This window comes from Paenibacillus sp. FSL L8-0340 (genome assembly GCF_038593145.1).
Classification (GTDB): Bacteria; Bacillota; Bacilli; order Paenibacillales; family Paenibacillaceae; genus Paenibacillus_AQ.
Genome location: NZ_CP151967.1, coordinates 208,036 through 226,759, shown reverse-complemented (window position 1 = coordinate 226,759; position 18,724 = coordinate 208,036). Strand labels below are relative to the sequence as shown.

The window sequence follows — 18,724 nt, the reverse complement described above, 5'->3', positions numbered from 1 at the left end:
ATTTTTATTTTTTACGCCGTTGTTTCGTCATCCGGTTATACATCACAAACGCAGCTATAATCGCGCCGATCATGCCGACGCTGGTCGCCGAATCATTGTCCATGCCAAACAGAAGGCACAGGTTCGTAACCACACTTCTCGTAAGCAGCGCAACCAATATCAGCATCAACGGACGCCAAATGTTATATCCTCTCATCCCTGCAACACCCCTGACCTAATTTTCACAAATCGGCAAACCCACTCAGCCTAAACCATCAATCTAATCTACTATTAGATGCTATTATAGCATAAGTAGGAATGCGCATACATTTTGGCTAGGGTTGCAGAGCCAGGAGTAACTGATTCCTTGGGAATAACACTTTTAGCCCCCGCTCCGCTGCAGCCTATTTCAGTATCTTGTTCAGCTCTTCCACTCTTTTTCGGCTGTCTATTCTAGCGTAGAAATAAAAAGCTATGGTGTGCATTACAACCGACAATAACAGCATTCCGGGCCACCAGGGCAGAATAACGTGAAACATATCTTGTGAAAATAACCAGACAATCAGCATTCCGCCCGCTATCGTAATAATGGAGGAAATCAGAATATTCCAGAACGGCTTTAAGGTGAAATGATTCCATAGGGCATCGTACATTATTCCAAATAATACGGCCGATATTGCAGCAATCCCCGCAACATGCCACAGGTATACCATACTGATCGGTTGGTCCCTATAAAACACCGTTAACAGTAACGTTACCCATAAGGATGTCACCGTAAATACTTGAAAAAAAGAATGCTTGAACTGGCTAATCATGATATCTCCCCCTGAATTGTTTAATGTAATAGCGGCTGACAAAGTAACTGGAATGATCCGTGAGCACCACTTGAATCCTTGCGTTGCCAGTGGATGAAAACTCTTTAATATAGCCCGTATTGATAATGGTTTGATTATTGATTTTCATAAAAAGGGCTGAATCCAGACTTTCATCGACATATTTCAACCGTTTATTGAGCAAATACCTTTCTCCGGTAATTACACGTACGCTGCACATGCGGTCTTCCGCTTCAATTACAGCAACCGTACTCCACCCGATTTGAACATGGCGGTCATTTTTCGCGTTAATCACTACAAGCTTTTTCTCTGCAGTATGAATAGCCTCTTTAATATTCCCCCAATGTTCCTTTTCCGCAGGATGGGTACTTACTTTGGCGACACCCCGGTCTAATGCTGAATCGGCTTCAAATATAACGTTCAATGCTGCATCCTCCTTTCACAACTAATCTTATAAGCAAAACCTTGCTAAAACTATAGTATTGCGTTTTCTTGCAAAATCCTGCGTCTTTGTTGCACGGCGCTGCGACGCATATGCGCTGACACGAAAGGACACCCTTATATGTGTATTTTTATGTATTTGTTTGATTTTGACAAGAACACTTGTTCGGGTTATACTTTTCCCAAGTGAGGGGGATATGAACGTGGATATCATGGATAAACTCGAAATTTTAACCGCTTCGGCCAAATATGATGTGGCCTGTACCTCAAGCGGATCGGACCGCAAAAGTCAGGCCGGAGGTATGGGCAATGCCGTCAGTATGGGCATCTGCCACAGCTTTGCGGCAGACGGCCGCTGCATTTCACTGTTGAAGGTGCTCATGACGAACAGCTGTGTTTATGATTGCGCCTATTGTATCAACCGCAAATCGAACCAGACACGCCGGGCTGCATTTACACCGGAGGAAATCGCAGACCTCACCATGCAGTTCTACCGCCGCAATTACATAGAAGGCCTGTTTCTCAGCTCCGGCATTATGCGTAACCCCGATTATACAACCGAGCAGCTGATTGCCGCTCTGGAGCTGCTGCGGAATGTCCATCACTTCGGGGGCTATATCCATGTGAAGGCGATTCCCGGTGCAGATGATATATTGCTGTCCAGACTCGGCCTGCTCGCCGACCGCATGAGCGTTAACATCGAACTGCCCTCTAAGGAGAGTCTTGGCCGGCTTGCACCAGATAAGAGCAAACAGTCCATTCTGAAACCGATGGCCCTTATTAAAGAGAAGATAAATGAGAATTCTTCAGACATTGTCAAATACAACCATGCTCCCCGCTTCGCACCGGCCGGGCAGAGTACACAAATGATCGTTGGCGCAACACCGGACACCGATTACCAGATTCTTAACCTCACGGAAGGGTTGTACCGGAAGTATGGGCTAAAGCGTATCTTTTACTCTGCCTACACCCCCGTGGTAGAGCATTCGCTGCTGCCTTCCCTGGACACCAAACCGCCGCTCCTGCGGGAACACCGGCTCTATCAGGCTGACTGGCTGCTGCGCTTCTATGGCTTTCAGGCCAAGGAGCTGCTGGATGAAGCAGCGCCCAATTTCAATCCGCTGCTTGATCCCAAATGCAGCTGGGCCATCAATCACCGCGAGCAGTTCCCGGTCGAAATCAACCGCGTGCCGTACGAAACGCTGTTGCGTGTACCGGGCATCGGCGTAAGGAGTGCTCAGCGGATTGTAAAAGCCCGGCGGGCGGGGACATTGGATTTTTACGCGCTGAAGAAGCTCGGTGTCGTGCTGAAGCGCGCTCAATTTTTCATTACCTGTAAGGGAAAAATGCTGGAGGGGTTAAAAGTCGGCGAGCATACCCTGCTTCGTTCACTCATGTCCGGCCAAGAGCTGTCCCCGTTTCTACAGCCGCAGTACGAGCAGCTTTCCCTGTTCGATGACACGTATTTGGCAGCCTTGCCTGCAGCGGGAGCGGCAGAACTGAGGAAAGGAGAATCCTCCTGATGTTCAAGACGGCCGCTCTGGCCTATACCTATGACGGCAGCTTTGAGGGCCTGCTATGCTGCGTGTTCGAGAGCTACCAATGGAAAGAAACTCCGCTCACCATACATTCGGAGGGTGAAGGGCAAGGCATGCTGCTGGAATCCAAATGGATTGAGACCGACAACGCCAAAGCAGGCCGGGTGCTGCGCTCCATACCTCTGCGCATCTGTCCTGAGGCCGAAGAGCTTGTCCGTTTAGGATTCTGGACATGTACGCCAGACAAGGAACTGCTGCTGCTGAACTTTCTGTATCTCGGCTTCACGCATGGCCGCAAAGTTATGGACATGCTTGCCGATGATACCGTGAACGCCTTGCAGAAGGCGGTACAGCATCTGCGGCGGGAAGGGCATCTCTTTCTCGGCTTTGTGCGGTTTTCCGTTTACGGTCCGGTCATGGCAGCGGTGATTGAACCCCGCAACTACGTGCTCCCTGTCATTCAGGAGCATTTCTGCGACCGGTTTCAGGGCGAAAGCTTCATGATCTATGACAAGACCCATAGCATGGCACTGATCCATCAGCCCGGGCAAGAGGCCATTATTCCACTGCAGGAATGGATACCCCCGGAGCCGGATGCGGCTGAGGAGGCCTATCGCCGCCTATGGAAGAAGTTCTATACTGCCATCGGTATTCAGGAGCGCCGCAACGACCGGCTGCGTTCCTCCCTGATGCCCAAACGCTACTGGAAGCAACTTCCGGAAATGGACGGGGGCACTGCGGCGGTACCGGCGCTCACAGCTAAACAGGCGCAAACTGCACGACTGAAGAGCAAGGAGCGGCGTGAATTGCACCAAGTAGAAACAACTGCGTCGCCCTTACAAGGACGAGATTCGTTTCAGCGAGAACGATAAGGACAATTTACAGTACACATTTTCTGATCACACGCATAGAAAGGCGTTTCGCCAGCAGGTAGTTTTTTCAGTGGAGGCTTCTGCTCTAAAAACACAAAGAGCACCCATCCAGGTGCTCTTGCTTATGCTTCTCCAGCTTGAAAGAGCAAGCTTGCTTCCGGCCTACCGCTCGTACCAGTATCCCGGAATGCCCCGCTCCAGCCGCATCAATGCTTCAAGATAGTAATAATCGCCCCAGATGGTGTAGTCATCCGGGGACTCGCCACCTCTGACGGAGTACGAACCATGCTTCAGCAGACCTTCCGCTTCCTCGGCACCCCGAGTGGAATAATGCTCTGCCAGTGACTTCACTGATGCTTCCGCAGCGTCCAGGAAAAACTGGCGCTCCGGATCGCCCGCATCCATCTGTCCGGCTATCTCCAGCAGGCCGCAGGCGGCGATGGCAGAGGCGGAGCTGTCCCGTTTCGTATCCGGCCCCTGCGGAGCATCAAAGCTTTATTGCTGGCCATCTTGCTCTTAGGGCTTCATTCTATGGACCACATCCAGATTAAAAGTATATTATCAGAATCCCGCTTACCATATTTTGTATTATACTTAAATAAAGGACGATCACCACAAATGTCCGTTTTACTTATGTATAGTTTATTTTCTCAACTTATTTGGCAGCCCTACTCAAATGGTTAGAACTAACCAACAATTAATTCCAGCGAATTTCCAAAAAAGAAACATCATCACTGGCAACATGGTTATACGACGTTTCGATCATCTGTCGAAGTTCCGCGTTTTCCGGATACCTTTTCCAATTCCTGTACCCCATTAGTCCGTCCGTGAATACTTGTATACAATTCGGTCTACCGGAACCTTTTGCAAGATCCATAGACAGAATAGAAGGTCCTTCTCCCATAACACCATGACAAGTCGACCAACGGTTCCATTGGGAAAATCCGCTTACTAAGCCTGGAATCTCAGTTCCATGATCGAAGAGACGGATAGCTGTATCTCCCAGCCAGGCTACGGTGATCTGACCCTTGTTACTGTCAGCCGTGTAGCTAATCTTCCCGCATACAAATGTTGTCTCGCTGCCCTTCAAGCGTTTCTCCTCCAGTACTTCACGGAAGAGGCCGCCAATATGCGAAGGGAGTTCATAATGGTTGATCATATTTGTAGCCGGGGCGGTCATTTGCTGCAAGCCTGAAGATAACTTGTACTTTACAACTTCGCTGTCCGCAGAATTAAAACAATCGGATTCAGACATGAATTGCAGCAGAGAATCCCCTAGGTATTTTGCTGCTAAATTTCCGTAAAAGGACTGGCTGACCCCATCACATACACAGAACAGGATGCTGTCATCCGTTACTCTATAGGTTATATAGTCCTGCCCCATATCATCTCCCTGCCGTGACTCTCTGGAACGGGCATAGGTGCAGCGTATGGAAAACAGTCCTGCTTGCAGTGACGACAGAGGATATTCCAATCGTTGGTCAATCTGAAATAATCTCATCTCTAGCATCACTGTCCTATCGTATCGGAGTAGACGCAGATATCTGGAAGCCTAAAGACACCATTTCGTGACTGCTGCCAGGCAGCATCATCAGAGCTCCGCTCTGCAGAGTATAAGAGAATTCAGTCATCATCTTACGGTAGCTTTCCGGAAGTGCAGAAGACATGTTTCTGAGTTTCAGCGCATAGTCATCCTTCAGATTCATTCCGGGCAGAATCCCCTTCCAGTTCCGCGGGTCGTTAACAGGCTCTTCAAGAAAATGATCATTAATAAAAATGTTCTCAATAAGCACATTCCCATCAGGCACACTCATCTCCATGATCCGTTTGGCCACCGGTTCGGGATCCTCCCCGGTATGCACACCGTCAGTCATGTGGCAAATCAATGGAGCCGGACACTTCTGCATAAGGGGCAACTGTTCCAGAAGCAATTCCTCAGCTCTTTGAAACGCAAGTGCTGTATCCGTAAATCGCATCGGTGTAAGCTCTGGCAGCGTCGCCGTCCTGGCAATTTGATCGATCGCCTTGATGCCTCCCAGCAAATCGTCTACCTCGTCACTGTAAGGAAGAATAGCGATCCGATAACGTGCTGCAATCCGGCTACCCTTAGTGGAGCGGTAGACCATTTGCTTTATGGTAGAAACCAATGCTTTTTTCACCAAATCTATTCTTCTGACATTATTCATTTCCAACCCCATTGAAGCACTAACATCAATGAGGTAAATAATCAATGCCGGAGTGCTTTGCGTAGCCTGTACTGTATATTTTTCCCTGGGGACTAATCCCCCGGTTAAATCTCCAGTCATTGGTGAAGCCCCATCCTGATTATTGATCATAACCGTCGGTTCAACGACCGGTGTTTTACCGATCATTAATTTAGAGATGTTTTCTAATTGTTTTTTCACTTCGCGCGTACTTTGAACCCTTTGATCCGGTTGCGTTTCAAGTAATTTTTTGAGCAGATTCACATATTCTAATGGAACCTCAGGAGAAATGAGCGCAAAGGTAGAGTGAACGGAAGAATAATATTTTCCACCTGTGAGCATGAAGTAAAGAGTGGCACCCATTGAATACAAGTCGGTCCGGAAATCCGTCTGCCCATTTTCCAATTGCTCCGGTGCTGCAAACACCAGTGTACCTAATGCAACCGTATCCTTTAACTGTCCCTTCTTGAAAGTCCTTGCGATTCCGAAGTCGATCAGCTTCAAATTGTCGTATTCATCCACCATAATATTTGAAGGCTTTAGGTCACGAAAAATCACCGGTTTAGGCTGTTCATGTAAGTAATTCAGAATCTCGCACAGCTGCACGGCATATTTAAGCGCGCGCTGCACCGTTATCGGCGTCTTGTTATCCCCATATATCTCTTCAATCGTGTGCCCGTTCACATATTCCATCACCAGATAACTTCTTCCTTCAGCATCCGGCTCAAAATAATCCGCTATCTTCAGGATGTACGGGTGGGACAGATTGCTGAGAATCCGTATTTCTTCCAGAAAGCTGCTGCCATCGGTTTCAGAATCGATAATGATTTCCTTAACCGCCCAAATCTTACGATTCAATCTGGTATCCCGTACCCGGTATACAGCACCCATGCCACCTCTGGCAATAAGCTCTTCTACCAGATATCTTCCTCCAAGAATCTCTCCGTTAGTCAACATATTCCTTCTCCTATCCCTGGTTCAGTGCTAATAAGGGCAACGGACATTGTCCATTACCCTTGCTTCAGAAGCTGTTATTTGAATTGGCTCGCATTGTTTTTTATCGCGTTTTCCGTATCTTCATATCCTTTTACTGTTGTATCCAAGAAAGTAGCATAGGAGATAATGACGTTCTTATATTCCTCAAAGCGGGGTTCCATTCCTCTAAATTTCTCACGAATGGTATTGCTCGCATCACTTTGCCAGGTGGAGGCAAGTGCGTTCATCTCCATTTTAATTTCGTCCAGTCTGGCGCTGAGATTTTCATTAATGGATCGGATCGTTCCGGCAGTATTCGCTACCTCAGGCAGAGAAATTTGAATTCCTTCCGTTGACATATATGCAGCCCCCTTTTTTAATTAGTTAATTTTTTAGCTGAATTGATAATTTCACTTTGGGTATCCCGGTACATCTTGGCGCTCAGTTTTAGAAATTCGGAGTATTTAAGCAGCAGATCGTACATATTCTTAAAATCCTCCTCAAAGCCTTGAATCTGGGTAACATATGCCGTATTGTCGGCCCCTTTCCAAGCGGCACCCATTGCATTTACCTCTGTGAATAACTTCTTGTATTGCGTGGCGTACTCAGACGCTTGGCCATCCATCTTCTGTGCTGCTGATTCCAGCCGTGCAGGATCCACTGTAATTTTCGACATTATTTCTACTCCTTTCTGATTAAAAAAACATAAAATTTATATTAACATCAGCATGGAGCCGTTACTTAACCCCAGCTCCCTTGCCGATAGGTTAATATCAAGCACTGTAGCGGTCTGTTTATCGCAGATGACGGTATCCTCTGATCTGATATAGACCCCTCCCGACAGCTCCATGATTGCAGCTGCCAGCAGGCCTTCGATCTCATGCAGACGAAGATCTAAAGGAATGATTACATCGTGTGTCTGGCTGATTGCCGGAATATAGAGCTCAATAATGATCTTATCCAACGGGGACCTCCTCCTCCACGAGCGCACTGGCAGCCAGCAGTTTCACCAGAACAGCCTTCCCGCGATGCACCACGTACCCGAAGCCGTCGCCAATCTCGCGGTACATCTCTTGGCTGAATCGGGCCGGCTTCATGTGGTACTGATCGGTAAAACCGTCTCCAATCCATATCCCCTCACCTCCAGCCACATGCTCTTTAAACCAAGCTTCATAGGAGAACGTCGCGATATTAGCAGCCCGTTCAGCCAATATAAAATGTACCTGATAGGCGGCGCTCCCTTTCTCAAGCAGAACTTTCCACTTATCCTTGGCATCTACGGATAGCCTGGACAGCAAGGCCGATACCGACAGCACAATTACCGTCAGTTTATTGAATACAGGAACCGGCTGGCCTGCAGCAACTGCATCCTTAAAGGCGTTATTCCGCAGCACCAGCATATTGAACAGTTCAATAACCGCCCCCTCGGCGGCATCGTTATGGTCATTGATATAGCGGCATTTACCCTGAAAGTGTTCCGTAAGCTGTCTATTGGCATCAAGCACCAGCAGCTCCGAATCGGAAGCGCCTTGCTCAGAGAGCACCTCGACCAAACCCTGCATGAAAGTAGTCATATCATGATCTCGGGAAGCTACCAACTGAATATAGCTTTGGCTGAGGTCCATGTAGGATACCTTTAGGCTGTCTTTCTCCACCCCCACAGGAATCAATCCGTCCTTCCAGCGATGAATATCTTTCTTAAGGAAGGCCAGATCCACCTTGTCCGGCAAGATCGGTATCTGTTCAGCAGTTGTTCCCGTCCATTGTTTCGCATAGCTGCTGCAGCTGCTTCGCAATTCATTCAGCAGATTGTTGCCGTTTGCCTGAATATGGGCCAGCTGAAATTCATAGACGTTGTCTTTCTTGAAGATGCCTCTGCCCTTCAATTTGGAAGGGTACACGCCTCCCACATTGCCGAGCACACCGGAATAATCGGATGGATCATTCAGCTGGAGCACGTAGAGCTGCTTGAAATTCTGCAAGGTTTTGTACCGTACAGCTCCCGTATTAAGTGCAGTCAGCATAAAATAAATACCATACTTCAGACCTTCTCTGCTGAGCAGCGAGATCACCTCTTCCTTGCCCTCAAAAAGCTCGGTAAATACGGAATAGTTATGAATGACGACTAATATAGAAGGCTCTTGTTCCGCAGATACACGATTATAAGAACCGAAGTCGCCCCCATACGGTGAGAACATCTTCTTTCTATGTTCTATTTTTTGCTGAAGCATCTGGAAAAGTTTATTAACCCTTTCACTGTCGTGAGAGAAGACTACATCACCCACATGCGGTGCTTCTGAGAAGGCTCCCAGCGTTTCCGAACCAAAGTCCAGAATATATATATTGATTTCTTCGGGAGTATGCTGCTCTATCAAGGAGAAGATAAGTGTCGTCAGAAAGACTGTTTTTCCACTACCGGCCGTACCATAAACGAGCGCATTACCGTCCCGGGAGAGCGGGAAGGTCATGGGCAGTTGTCTCTGGTTCACCGGATCATCGACCTCGCCGATTACAGGATTAATCTCACCATAAAAAGAAAGGGAGTTAGGGTACTTCTTCTTCAATTCATGCAGATAAATAACAGCAGGAATCGGCTCCAACCACAGCGGCCGGATCTTGATGCCTTCTTCGGCAGCAATGTGGGATAGATACTCATTAATCCTGCTAATCTGCTTCTCTGGATTAGCCTGTCTGATTTTTCGTTTATTAACAGTTGTTTGCTTTACAATACGGCCCAGCGTATCAATTATCGTGAGGTTGTGATCCGGTGTACGTTCCATCCGGTCCGATGGAGCATACGGTGCGCCGGCCCATGCAGATTGCCCTAGTTCAAACAGCTCGTTAAAGCCTACCTGCACATAAAATCTTCCAGTAACGGACAATTCGGCGGCATCCGGTCTTTTGATTACATCCATACTGTCGGCCCTCTCCTGGACCTTCAATGAAATACGGAATTTACTATTGCTCCAAATTTGGTCGTCTACGACACCCGCAGGCTTCTGAGTAGCTAGAATCAAATGGATGCCCAGACTTCGTCCGATTCGCGCAGCACTTACCAGCTGTTCCATAAACTCCGGCTGCTGGGTTTTAAGTTCGGCAAATTCGTCTGAAATGATAAACAAATGCTGAAGCGGTTCGGATACCTGCCCTTCCCGGTAAAGCCTTTGGTATTTATAGATATCAATGTTGCTGAGACCAAGCCGGCTATGAATATCCTGAAATATGGCCTGCCGTCGTTTCAGCTCGCTTTGGATTGAAATCAGCGAACGTTTTACCGCAGCGCCGTCCAAATTGGTAATCGTTCCTGCCAGATGAGGAAGGCTAGAGAATGCGCTTGCCATCCCGCCACCCTTATAATCGATAAGGATAAAGGCTACTTCATGAGGATGATAATTCACTGCCAGTGATAATATAAAGGTCATGATGAATTCGCTTTTACCCGAACCTGTCATTCCGGCAATCAACCCATGTGGACCATGGAATTTTTCATGCAGATCCAGTTGAAATAAGGCTCCCGAGGTATCCACACCAATGGGAGTTTCCAGTGACAATACCGGATCGTTATCCTTCCAGCGGGTTAAGGCGTTAAGATGCTCTATCTTTCCGACGCCAAACATATCGAGGAAGGTTAACATATCCGGCAGATTATATTTAGATCCTGATGTGTCAAGCTTGATGTTAGCCAGCCGGACAGCAAGCGCAAGCTCGTTACGGATCTCATAGGGATCAGGGCGGAAAGATACAGCTTTCCCGGAAATATTATCTTTGTCAAAAATATTCGAATCTTCACCGTCGCACTCAATCACCAGGGAGCACTCTTTGGGAAGATGCATGAGCTGATCATAAAGATGCAAAATGCTGAAGCCGAGGTTCTTTTTCTGCTTTAATAATCCGTTGATTATTTCAGCTTTGCCCGCCAGCTGCTTGTCCGCAGCTATAATCACGTAATATGGCGACAACTCCCGTATTTCTTCATCAGATGAGAGCATTTCCCGGGCAGATAGCTCTTTTTCCAGATAACTGGACAGCTCTTTCACTTCATTTAGCTCCGTTGCCACAAACCGCAAACTGCCCTCTTCATTCCATACATGCGGCAGCCATTTCACAAATCCCCAAGTATCTTGTTCTTTTGTATCATAAAGAAAGACGAGCTTTAGTTCATCATAGCTGTGAAGTGCGGTAAGCTGCAGGATCAGCTGTTTCGTAAGCCTAACGGCGGCTTCCCTCGTGCCGATAATTCCCGCTATCCAATCCTCTGTCAATAACAGCGGCAACGGCACATTTTTGAGGAGCTTCGGTTCTTTAATGAACTCTTCTAATTCGTTCCGCAATTCATCTTCATCCAAGCTGAATCTTATTTCGGGATGCTTAATTTCTGCCTGCAGGTTAACGGTTCCCAGTCCCAGTCTAAGCGATAAAAAGTCATTATGCCTGCGGGTTCGCTCCCATAAATCACGTTTCTTTTGTTCTATGCGGCCAACGCAATCTTCTACAGTCACTAGGTTCTCATGTAGAATATCGCTTTGATAGGCACACTCAACTGCAATTTTTTGCCGGAGCTCTCCCAAATATGCCTTGTATTTCACATTTCTCTCCTGATTGCGCCGGCTTCTCCGCTTGCTCTCATGTCTTCTGGCCAAGACAGGCCATAATATTGTACCTAGCAGCATGCTCATAGACATTACTAGAGTAGGCATTGCATTTCTGACATTCCCCCCGGAACTGAGTGCATTCTGGAGGGCAAACAACCCTGTAAAAAGTGAAGCCATCCCCATAGTGATGGACGGACCCAGCATCAGCATAATTGGCAATTGCTCCATATTGCCGAGTGAGGGTGGAGGATCAATTACAAATTCCGCCTGCTGAATATCCCGCTTGAACCGGGGAGAACGGTAGAAGAATTCAGGGGAAACAGCGATCTCCTCCAATTCCTCCTCCTCAACCACAGCTGCTGTCTGCTTGATATACGGCTGAAACGCAGCTCCTTTGATTTTTAGCTGACCGTCCGGATTGTTCACGGCAATAAAATCGGGCCCAATAATAATTTTGAGACCGATAATATAGACGACATCTCCTAGTTTCAGCACTTTGCTGGTGACCCGTTTCCCATTCACAAACGTTCCGTTTGCGCTGCTCTGGTCTTGAATCGTCAGGGTAGAGCCGTTGATCAACAGTTCAGCATGAATGGATGAGGTATACTTATTGGCATAATGCAGATTACAATTCTCTGCCCGTCCAATCGTTATTCTGCTGTTTGCATGAAACTTCAGCTTCTTAAAGGTATTCCTGTCACGGGAGACAGGCTCAGAGAAGAGCACTACATACTCATTCGTTCGGATAAGATGAATGGAGTACATGTTCATGGGCTCTATGGCAATTTCCTTAATGGTGGATTTGTTGCTGTCCAGAATAACGGCCTGTTTATTGGACTTCAGAATCCATTTCCCCTCAATGCCTTCAATACCGATAACGTTCTCCTCATAATTCTGTTCATTTCTCTGAGTGATCCAGTATTGTCCCTTCTGTTTCTCGGGAAGAACACAAGTATAGATGACCGTGTCTTTAAGCAGTGATAGCTGCATGCGTATCTTCACTCCCTATTCAAATCCACCAAATAGCCGGCACTAACTTCCTGCAGGAATACTATTTAATAAATACTGGATCAAACATGGCAAATTCCACTTTAGAAGCGCCGATACTGCTTATTGCAAATGTAATCTTATCCACATAACGAAGCGGCACAATCAAATTTTGGGGTTCTTGAGTGGACGCGTATGTATACGTTCCGTATAAGGTCGTTTGTCCGCCTTTATCTGTAAGATAAACATCTACCGTGACCGGCTGCGTGCTGACGCTTCCTAGCTTATGCTGAATTAGAGCCGCTTTCGCATTAAACTGTCTGTACTTTTCATCCAGTTGATAGGTAATCTTCGCTTGTGCCTTGCTATCCGGAGTATAGTCTCCAAGCATCGTATAGATATAATTCAAATGGGTGGTCCCGTTTTGCTCTTTAATCACAGTGCTGCCGTCGTACATAATGCTGCTCTCTGCGTTCGTATTAACTACTTCAGGGGCTCCGATCAGGTAATCGTTGCCTGCCTCAATTGTGCCGGTGGTTGCGTAAACCTTCTTGCCTGTTGAATTTAAGATTACAGTCTTCCCGTCACGGGAACGCGAAGGTTCATAACCCAGCTCAGGCAGCATATAGCTGGGAAAATAAGCGTAGCCTTGGAATGTAAAAGGTTTATTTTTACTATTCACCGTAATCTTCGTGCCATCCACCTCAACACTATTAATGTTGAATAGGGCTCCCTTTAAATCTGCCGCAAATACGGTAACACCTCCGAATAATAATCCCCCGCAGATAAAGCCTGAGATAAACTTCTTCATATCTATTCCTCCTAAATGTTATATGTACTTTTGTATAACTACTCTCCTGTAAGCTCTTTTAGCATGCTTCGTGCCAGCTTGTTATTGCTATCCAGTGCTTTTAGTTGTTTAGCTAGACGGATAACCTTTTCCGTATCATCTTCAACGTTATAGGCATAAAGAATGCTATCCTCCAGCGCTTTGATTTTTTGCTTCTTCGCTGCTGACTTGGCGGTTGCCGCCGGTTTAGTTGTCGGTTTCGACGTTGGTTTGGCTGTTGGTTTAGCTGTCGGCTTTGGCGTTGGTTTAACCGTCGGCTGGGCTGTCGGCTTCGGTGTTGGTTTAACCGTCGGCTGGGCTGTCGGCTTCGGCGTTGGTTTAACCGTCGGCTGGGCTGTCGGCTTTTCCGTGATTACAGGCGCCAGGGCAGCCGCCGACGGGCTGGCGGCAACCGTTGGCTGGGCTGTTGCCGTTGGCTGCACCGTTGCTTGAGCGGCAACGTCAGCAGCCTCATTAGAAGGCTCCGATTCGCCCATCATTCCCCTTACAGTCAGACTGCCGCCGAGCACAATAGCTGCCGCCAAGGCAATCAGCATTCCAAGCCGCCATTTCTTGCCTGCCAGCGGGCGCGGTTTCTCCTGTTCCGGCGCAGTTTCTTTCGAATGCTGTTCAGCCAGCAGAGACTGAATCACCTGTATGGAAACTTCGATTTCATGGCGGACAGAGGAATCAGCAACGGGACCGGCAAGCAATGCTGTGTAAGCCGCCAAGGCCCCCTGTAAATCCCCTGAACTTTCCAGCATTCTTGCTCTACCCAGCGGCGCTTCATCCCATTCTGACAACTCTTCCATTGGAGTCGGACGAAGAACGGATGGGAGGGCCGTTGAAGTCATTGTTCCTTCCGCCCGGACCTCTTCGGAGGAGTCCGTGTAGCCAAGGCTGACCGATGATAAGGCAATATACCATTCTCCGAATGCTGGACATTGATATAGCGCGTCACTTTCCCATGCTTTACGGAAAAGACCCGCAACCTCGCCGCCGTAACTTTCAGTCAACACTCTATTAATTAAGGCTACTCTATCCTGATCATTTTCCATCAACCCGGGGTCAAAATAACTTTCACCCCATGCCGCTTCCCGAATCTCCGGATGGAACCATGCCAGCATCTCTGCGAGCAGGATGCTGCCGGAATAACGATCTGCATACTTGTTCCAAAGATGCTGATAATCACTTCTCCCGGAAGAGTATCCGGGTGATCCCATCGTCATATATTCAGGCCTGTCGAGGTGGACCGCATACATGTGCTCTATGTCGATCAGCTGAATGCATGATTTGACTAAGGGCATAATCTCATGCAGGAGCCCGGGAATCATAACGTTAGAGCCTGATAAATCCCCATGCGCCAACCCGCGCTGCTCCATGAAAGATAACACTTCAGCCAAGGACCTGGCGGTATGAAGCGCCGTTTCTTGAGGAATATCTTTCTTTTCCAGTATGATATCCATCCAGGTCGGACCATTGATCCATGGCATAAGAACAGCATACAGCAGCTCCGGGTGACTTCCCAACAGTTGCACGTCCCGCTGAGGAATCAATACATCCCGTTCACAGACCTGAAGTCCATCAATTTTTGAAAAGGCCGCAAGCTGTTCTGACAAATATACATTAGAAGGCTGCCGGAAGACGGGTTTGAATACTTTCAGCGCTTTGGAAATGCCGTCTTGAATGCTGGTGAGTTTATACACCGTACCTTGCCTGCCCTCTTGGCCGTAGGGGATCTCACTCATGAGCGGATGCCCCTGAACAACATAAACCTTCCCGTCAATCACTAATTCTTCATTGGTTTCTGGATTGAATGCCATATCCTTGCATCCTTTCTACATGCGGTTCAATTCGCTGATAACCGTCCTGTACCGCCGTTCACAGCCAAATTTCCTCAGCACTTTGAGCACTGACTCCGATTTTGATAAACAAATAGGGTAATGTCCGGTCCCCGGAAACGATATGAAAAATGGGAGTCGTCTGGCGCAAATAATTGCTCTCCATATAGTGAAGCAGCTCTCCATAAGCGGTCTCCGTACTTGCTTCATAATCGGCAAGATCACAAGTAGAAATCATCCGGTCGATGCAGAAATAACTGTGGAAATGCATATCTTCTGTCACGTCCAGATAATCCTCGTGGATAGGAATAAAAAATTCAGCATGCAGCATTTCATCCAGTGGAATATTGTTTATAGAATAGAACAAGGGACCTTTAATCGTAGCCTTCAGCTGGAATACATCACTCATAAAATCAGATAGATGCTGCTCCAGATCCTTATAGTAGAAATGATATTTTCTAGAGACAACACTGGTGTATTTTATCGAATCCTTTGGATTTACCACACTATCCCTCCTTAATGACCGGAGCAAAGATATCAATAATTCCATCTCCGTAGACGTCCAGATAGATATTGTAAAAGGGTTCCTCAAGCGTTAGCTGATAGGATTCGGCGCATGACCGCAGAACAGCGTAGGACTCTTCGATATCCTCGTCGAGATCAGCGTGTCTGAGGAGCAGCCCGTCTGTAAATTTCAAAGTTTCCGTAAAGTGATAATCCTCATTTTTCTCCATCTCTACAGGTGCATTAACAGGAATGTAGAAGGAATAGTCAGCCTCCCCTACGTCCAAATTCAGACCAGAAACTTGATAAATGATCGGACCTGTACCATATAAGCCGCTGCTTACAATGGAGTTACGAAGCTCTTTGGCGAGCTGATGCCATTCCTCTATTTTGCAGGTTTTGGTACAACTGATGACGTTATGGAATATAATCGGAGTCCGCTTTATTTTCATGCCTTGTGTCCCCCCCGTGGCTTCTGCTGCTTCGATTTACGCTGGTTGGGTGGTTGGATATGAAAAGATTGGAACCGCCCTTTGCAGTATGCCAGCAGGATGAATTCAGGCAAGAACATTGCGGTGAGATACTGAATAAGTACACTAAGCACCAAGGCAATTACAGGCTCAAAGGATGTATAACTGCTGCTATCCGCGAACATCCTAGGCACAAATCCGGCAATAACGGCTCCGAGATAAATAACAGGGAAACTTATGTACGACTTGGACCCTCCAAAATTATATAATCCTTTTTCGCCTCTTCGTAAATGACCCTTTTTTACCCGATGTACTGCCCGCCAGGTCGAGAGGAACAGAAAAAGAATTCCGCCTAACAACATCAGCAGACCGAGTGATGTCATGAACGGCTCCGCTCCCCTGTCTTCACACATAAGAAAATAAACCAAATAGATCTCAAGCGAAAATTTCAGGGTAATCAAACATAGTATGTAGGACTGGATTTTTTGATATTTGTAGGCCCATTTCACATTATAAAATAAAAGTGCAGCCAGCAAATGGAATGCCCAGAGGACTATGTCTACAATTAAATAAATCATCCATGTAGAATCGGTGTTGTCACCATAGAGAACCGCATTAAGCGAAACCGCGATCATTACAGCACTGAACACTAAGGTAGCTATAATAAATACAGATACGCTATCAGGACGCAAGCGTTCACGGGCGGCTTCCTTTATTTTAGCGAAGTACTCCTCGTTATATTGCTTTAACATGTGAGCCTCCTACCAGATCAATTTGTTCAAGCCCTTTCCGATGTTTGATACAGCACCACTGATAGCGTCGCAAGTAGCATCAACGGCATCGTTAACCACATCTTTCGTATGATCGACTACACTTTTCGGCGGCGGACCTCCGAACTTGGCATTGAGGGCAAAGTTTATAGCTACACCTGTGGCGAGCCCCACTACAGTTCCCAAGGGTGGTACCACAAACGAGCCGATAACGGCACCAGTTGCTGCTGCACCCGCACCGGCGGTAACATCCACCGTGGTGTTCACAGCAAAAGTACCCGTGTTCTTCAAGTTAAAATCCCACTTCCCGCCGTCTCTGAAGGTCTCCACAAAGTTATCTCCTACCGCCAGAACCGTCCCGGCCGCACCTAGAAACTTTCCGCCCTTAGACAAGACCGTCGTGTTTTTCCAGTTAAAATCATCCCAGAGCGTCATCCCGTCTTTATAAGAAGATTTGAATACATCCTTCATATTTTGTAATCTGTTGCTTCTTCCATTGATGAATTGTTCAACAGGAGCCAGTCTATTAAAACGGTCCATGTTGTCTTGGATAACTCCATGGCCGTCAACATACAGAGGTATTCCATCCCCGTTAATTAACCGGTTCACGTATCGCTTCTTGAAGGTTCCACTTTCTCCGCCCAAGAGCCGGACCAACCCGTCTCTATACTCCATATAGTGTCTGCCCGTAACCATTTCCGCATTGACGAGCTGAATGAGAATCTTCCCGTCTTTTTTAACGGTTTTAAACTGCAAATCTTTATACCGGAGTAATGTATCCGAGTTCGTAATGCCAGAGAATACATCATTCACGGCATTGCGGAAGGCCAGCAGAAAGAAAGGATCGCCAGCCAATTGAGATTCATACTGGTCTATGGGATTTGAGCTGAATGACAATCCCACTTTAACCAAATAATCTTCAATATCAAAATATTTTCCACTTTCATTCTCCACAAACCTCTTGAAATTCCCCAGCTTTTCCTGTAAATCCCCCAGCTCTTTACACAGGTTCCCTAACCGGCTGCCTACATCACTCCGCGACAGAACTCTGTTGTCAATTTGACCAAGCAACCGGGAAAGTCTGCTCACTGCGTCAGATAAGTCAGAGGTGTACTTAGAAAGATGGGTTGATGCAAGTTGAATAAGATTCTCATCTAGGAAAATGGTATTCAATACAGTGTCCTCCCGGCACAGACTTTATTTAGTATGCGGACTATTCTTGAGCTGCTTCATTGCTGCCTCTCTAGCTGCGATTTCTGCTGCCTCCTTCGCATCTTCTTCTTGTCTTATCGCATTTGCCGTAGATATAATATCCGACTCAATCGCTCTAAGACTTGATGCGACCCTTCCAATACTCGTTTGAATCAGTTCCATAGCATGTGTCATATGTATAGTTTCATCTGCATCCCAGCTTTTTCTCAAACTTTCCTTGTACAACTCGAGATTTTCTTTGATTGCGCCCAGAGAAACTTCATGCTGGCCGATCTCCCGGGCAATTCCGCTCTCCCTTTGGACATCAATTTTCATAAAATCATCCTTTCGCAGGTTAGATTAACTCCCAACCCAAATAAACACTAAATGTGATCTATGTACAAGCTTCCGTGGACCTAATGCATATACAGAATACATAAAAACTTAGTTGATTCATTAAATAACCACACAATAAACATACATTACCATCAAAAACGACATATTAAACTAAATTTTGCGTATTACGAAAAAAAAGTCCTTCGGCACATCATAACTAGTTTGATATTCTTTGTTGATTTTTCACAAATATGGGGTTATAGGTTGATTAAAACTATCTTATAATGAAATGGGGCCGGGAAACTTCACCCGTTTGTGAACGCGCGTTTATTGCCCTGCCCATCATCCACTTTATAGGAGGA

18 protein-coding genes and 2 pseudogenes are annotated in these 18,724 nt (G+C 46.8%); 2 read left to right on the top strand and 18 right to left on the bottom strand.

Annotated elements, in window-relative coordinates:
- Positions 1-4 precede the first annotated feature (4 nt).
- From NST07_RS01140 to NST07_RS01130, 3 genes are all read right to left on the bottom strand, one after another.
- Positions 5-196 carry a hypothetical protein gene (locus tag NST07_RS01140; RefSeq protein ID WP_341089187.1) on the bottom strand — a complete coding sequence of 64 codons (192 nt, stop codon included), beginning with the start codon at positions 194-196 and terminating at the stop codon, positions 5-7.
- A gap of 187 nt (positions 197-383) precedes the next feature.
- Positions 384-794, bottom strand: a complete 411-nt coding sequence (locus tag NST07_RS01135) for a hypothetical protein (protein WP_341089185.1) — start codon at positions 792-794, stop codon at positions 384-386.
- Positions 787-1,236 carry a LytTR family DNA-binding domain-containing protein gene (locus NST07_RS01130; RefSeq protein WP_341089184.1) on the bottom strand — a complete coding sequence of 150 codons (450 nt, stop codon included), beginning with the start codon at positions 1,234-1,236 and terminating at the stop codon, positions 787-789. Before NST07_RS01130 ends, NST07_RS01135 begins: the two co-directional genes overlap by 8 nt.
- A gap of 229 nt (positions 1,237-1,465) precedes the next feature.
- Here NST07_RS01130 and NST07_RS01125 point away from each other — a divergent pair, with 229 nt between their 5' ends.
- A complete protein-coding gene (locus NST07_RS01125; protein WP_341097512.1) occupies positions 1,466-2,776 on the top strand; it encodes a putative DNA modification/repair radical SAM protein in 1,311 nt (436 codons plus the stop codon).
- On the top strand, positions 2,776-3,663 hold the full coding sequence (locus tag NST07_RS01120; protein WP_341377024.1) for a TIGR03915 family putative DNA repair protein: 888 nt from the start codon (positions 2,776-2,778) through the stop codon (positions 3,661-3,663). The genes NST07_RS01125 and NST07_RS01120 overlap by 1 nt, the downstream gene beginning before the upstream one ends.
- A gap of 162 nt (positions 3,664-3,825) precedes the next feature.
- Here the strand turns inward: NST07_RS01120 and NST07_RS01115 are convergent.
- From NST07_RS01115 to NST07_RS01045, 15 genes and pseudogenes are all read right to left on the bottom strand, one after another.
- Positions 3,826-4,155 (bottom strand): annotated as a pseudogene (locus NST07_RS01115) (glucuronyl hydrolase); the annotation flags it as partial.
- Between the two features lie 205 nt (positions 4,156-4,360).
- The gene (locus NST07_RS01110) at positions 4,361-5,164 is read right to left on the bottom strand and encodes a hypothetical protein (RefSeq protein ID WP_341089182.1); all 804 of its coding nucleotides are present in this window, start codon (positions 5,162-5,164) and stop codon (positions 4,361-4,363) included.
- A gap of 16 nt (positions 5,165-5,180) precedes the next feature.
- Positions 5,181-5,969: a vWA domain-containing protein gene (locus tag NST07_RS01105; protein WP_341097510.1), complete on the bottom strand. Its 789-nt coding sequence runs from the start codon at positions 5,967-5,969 to the stop codon at positions 5,181-5,183.
- Positions 5,970-6,086: 117 nt separating this feature from the next.
- Positions 6,087-6,824, bottom strand: a pseudogene (locus tag NST07_RS01100) (serine/threonine-protein kinase); the annotation flags it as partial.
- Positions 6,825-6,898: 74 nt separating this feature from the next.
- A complete protein-coding gene (locus NST07_RS01095) occupies positions 6,899-7,201 on the bottom strand; it encodes a pore-forming ESAT-6 family protein (protein WP_341089181.1) in 303 nt (100 codons plus the stop codon).
- Positions 7,202-7,218: 17 nt separating this feature from the next.
- Entirely contained in the window at positions 7,219-7,518 is a 300-nt protein-coding gene (locus NST07_RS01090; RefSeq protein WP_038584741.1) for a WXG100 family type VII secretion target, read from the bottom strand.
- 36 nt (positions 7,519-7,554) lie between these two features.
- The gene (locus tag NST07_RS01085; protein ID WP_342480926.1) at positions 7,555-7,806 is read right to left on the bottom strand and encodes a methyltransferase; all 252 of its coding nucleotides are present in this window, start codon (positions 7,804-7,806) and stop codon (positions 7,555-7,557) included.
- Positions 7,799-12,424, bottom strand: a complete 4,626-nt coding sequence (gene essC / locus NST07_RS01080) for a type VII secretion protein EssC (protein ID WP_341089178.1) — start codon at positions 12,422-12,424, stop codon at positions 7,799-7,801. The genes NST07_RS01085 and essC overlap by 8 nt, the downstream gene beginning before the upstream one ends.
- Positions 12,425-12,485: 61 nt before the next feature.
- Complete coding sequence (locus NST07_RS01075) at positions 12,486-13,232, bottom strand: hypothetical protein (RefSeq protein ID WP_341089176.1); 747 nt, start codon at positions 13,230-13,232, stop codon at positions 12,486-12,488.
- A 38-nt stretch (positions 13,233-13,270) separates the two neighbouring features.
- Positions 13,271-15,073 (bottom strand): PT domain-containing protein, encoded by a 1,803-nt coding sequence (locus NST07_RS01070; RefSeq protein WP_342480925.1) that lies wholly within the window; start codon positions 15,071-15,073, stop codon positions 13,271-13,273.
- A 58-nt stretch (positions 15,074-15,131) separates the two neighbouring features.
- Positions 15,132-15,596, bottom strand: a complete 465-nt coding sequence (locus NST07_RS01065; protein ID WP_341089174.1) for a DUF5085 family protein — start codon at positions 15,594-15,596, stop codon at positions 15,132-15,134.
- 1 nt (position 15,597) lies between these two features.
- Positions 15,598-16,047 carry a DUF5085 family protein gene (locus tag NST07_RS01060; protein WP_341089173.1) on the bottom strand — a complete coding sequence of 150 codons (450 nt, stop codon included), beginning with the start codon at positions 16,045-16,047 and terminating at the stop codon, positions 15,598-15,600.
- Complete coding sequence (locus NST07_RS01055) at positions 16,044-16,817, bottom strand: hypothetical protein (protein WP_341377020.1); 774 nt, start codon at positions 16,815-16,817, stop codon at positions 16,044-16,046. The genes NST07_RS01060 and NST07_RS01055 overlap by 4 nt, the downstream gene beginning before the upstream one ends.
- Before the next feature lie 9 nt (positions 16,818-16,826).
- On the bottom strand, positions 16,827-18,008 hold the full coding sequence (locus tag NST07_RS01050; protein ID WP_342480924.1) for a hypothetical protein: 1,182 nt from the start codon (positions 18,006-18,008) through the stop codon (positions 16,827-16,829).
- Between the two features lie 24 nt (positions 18,009-18,032).
- Entirely contained in the window at positions 18,033-18,362 is a 330-nt protein-coding gene (locus NST07_RS01045) for a hypothetical protein (protein ID WP_342437931.1), read from the bottom strand.
- Positions 18,363-18,724 lie beyond the last annotated feature (362 nt).